At 63.1% G+C, this 2,328-nt stretch carries 4 protein-coding genes; 1 reads left to right on the top strand and 3 read right to left on the bottom strand.

The genetic code is table 11. From position 1 onward, the window contains the following. The coding region (locus EN935_RS31615) for a LacI family DNA-binding transcriptional regulator (protein ID WP_164771512.1) at window positions 1–849 on the bottom strand (849 nt) is incomplete at its 3' end. 148 nt (window positions 850–997) lie between these two features. On the opposite strand from EN935_RS31615, the gene EN935_RS41560 reads away from it, so the two are divergent. After that, the gene (locus tag EN935_RS41560) at window positions 998–1,360 is read left to right on the top strand and encodes a hypothetical protein (protein ID WP_206534612.1); all 363 of its coding nucleotides are present in this window, start codon (window positions 998–1,000) and stop codon (window positions 1,358–1,360) included. Window positions 1,361–1,422: 62 nt separating this feature from the next. Here EN935_RS41560 and EN935_RS31600 read toward each other — a convergent pair whose 3' ends face one another. Together EN935_RS31600 and EN935_RS31595 are read right to left on the bottom strand one after the other, a co-directional pair. Then, a complete protein-coding gene (locus EN935_RS31600) occupies window positions 1,423–1,797 on the bottom strand; it encodes a DUF423 domain-containing protein (RefSeq protein WP_127373993.1) in 375 nt (124 codons plus the stop codon). A 41-nt stretch (window positions 1,798–1,838) separates the two neighbouring features. Further along, the coding region (locus EN935_RS31595; protein WP_127373992.1) for an MFS transporter at window positions 1,839–2,328 on the bottom strand (490 nt) is incomplete at its 5' end.

Genomic DNA, 2,328 nt, shown 5'->3' with positions numbered 1-2,328 from the left:
GTCCAATGCATGCAAGGCCATCCTGTCTGACATGGCCAGGATAGCGGTCGGTGTCTCGGCGCCGGCGAAAATGTGATCGAGGCCGGCCCACACGCTCTCCTCGTCATTGACGGTTTCGTAGATCGGCACACGCTCGACGTCGATGTCGACGCGGGAGAGTTCCGCGAAATAGCCACGCAGGCGGTCGCGCGTCCCGGAATAGAGGGCCTTCTCCATCTGCTCCCTTGTGGTGGGGCCGAAGCCGGAGTCCGCGACGGGCAGGGCAAGCACGGCAAAGCGACGATGCCCAAGCTCGATCAGATGTCGGGCCGCCAGGCCTGCCCCGGCGATGTTGTCGACACCGATGGCGGCGACCGCCTCGTCGTCGTCTGAATCGAGATCGAGCGCCACGAAGGGGAGTTTGCGGTCGCGCGCCAGTTCGACCAGCTTTGAACCGCCGTCGACACAGAAGACGATGAAGCCATCGACAAGCGCGCTCTGGATGTTCCAGGCGAGCTGCTCACTGTTGGCGGCGGAGACCAGCGAAATCCCCGCACCAGTCGCGTCGCAAGCTTGCGAGATGCTGGCCATCATCACCCTGGCGAAAGGGTCGTCGAAGAAGTAGGACAACGGTTCCGCGGTCGCGACACCGATGGCATTGACCTTGCCGGCCCGCAGAAGCCGGCCTTTTGGGTCCGGTCCGCCATATCCCATCGCCTCGGCTGCCGCTTTGACCCGTTCGCGGACCTCCTCGCGCACGATCTCCGGACGGGCGAACACGTTGGACGCGGTGCCATGCGAGACGCCGGCTGCTTTGGCAATGTCTGCCAGCCGGATCGGCCTGGTCTTTGCAGAGGTCAATGGCGCCATCTTGGTCTCCTCAATTCATCCCATCTAGCACTTTCGTTGGATCGGTTCAAATTTTGACTTGATCAAGGGAACGGCGCAGTGTATATTTGAATCGATCCAATCCATAACTGTCCTTTTTATTGGATCGATTCAACTCTTGGAAAGAGAGATGTATCATGCACCCCGTCAATTTTTTGTTCGAAGACATTTATCGCAACGACTGGAGCATCTCGTCGAAAACCACGACGCAGAAGCGCCGTGGCAAAGCCAGTCCATGGGTCCGCGAGCTGCGGTTCCTTGTGGAGCGCAAGCGGAGCTGATCGGGTTCGGTTTTTCGCACCCATCGATTGGATCGATTCAAGCACCGAAAGGAGTGCACGTCATGCATCCCGTGAGCTATCTGTTCGAAGACATCTATCGCAACTACTGGGGCATCGCGCCGGCTTCCGAACGGCCGGAGCGGCGTCGGTTGGCAAAGCTGCGGCGGCGCAATCGCGAATTGCTCATCCAGCCCGAGCACCGGCAGGACTAACGGCACTGCAAACGACGTTTGACAGGCGGAAGGTCTGTTATCGGGCAGGCCGCCCAAAGGCGTCAGGAACGTGGCCGCCCCAGCGCCGAGGCCGCGATCACCAGCCAGCCGGCGATGAGCAAGGTGCCGCCGATCGGCGCCGACAGCGGGAATAACCGTGAACCGATAAAATCGCGGGCCAGCAGATCGCCGCAGAACAACAGAAGCCCAACCAGCAGGATCAGGCTGCCGATGTGCAGGATCCGGTTCGCGCCAAGCAATCCGGCGGCGAGGAAGACCGGCGCATGCATCAGCAGGAAGGATGCGGCGGTGCCGACGAAGGCGCCGCCCCAATGCGCTGCCGCGGCCGACAGCGCCACGCCGGCGGCGCCACAGAGGCCCCCGGCCAGGACGAGGATACGGCCGATATTGCCGGAAGGTTGCTCGGCCGGGCTCATGTCCGTGGCTCCGTGATATCAGAGGGATAAGCCCAACCCCGTCAGGGCTTGCCGGCGTTGGCGAGCATGTCCTGCGCGCGGCGTGACTGCGCCAGCCAGTTATACACCGCGCCGCCGGCCATCAAGACGGATGTGCCCAGAAACACCGAGCGCATGCCGAAATGGCCACCGGCAAAGCCGCCCAGCAAGGGGCCGGCGACCTGCCCGACATATTGGGCGGAGATCGACAGCCCGAGCACGTTGCCGCCGACGCCATCGGAAACATTGTGGCGGATGACGCTGGTGATGCAGGGCAGGAGACCGCCCAGCGCCAGGCCCATTAGGAAGCGCAGGCCGATGAGTTGCCAGCTCTGCGTGACGAAGGCCTGCGGGATCAGCAGCAGCGCCGAGACGGCGAGCGCGCCGATGATGACGTTCCAGTGGCCGACGCGGTCGGCGAGCTTGCCGAGACGCGAAGCCGACAGGATGGCGCCAAGGGCCGCCGCCGACATGACGACGCCTGATATCAGCGTGACGCAGCTCTGCTCTTCG

Source organism: Mesorhizobium sp. M7D.F.Ca.US.004.03.1.1 (genome assembly GCF_003998635.1).
In the GTDB taxonomy this organism is placed as follows: domain Bacteria; phylum Pseudomonadota; class Alphaproteobacteria; order Rhizobiales; family Rhizobiaceae; genus Mesorhizobium; species Mesorhizobium loti.
Note: the sequence above shows the minus strand (reverse complement) of the source record. Positions and strands in the feature narration are given on the sequence as shown.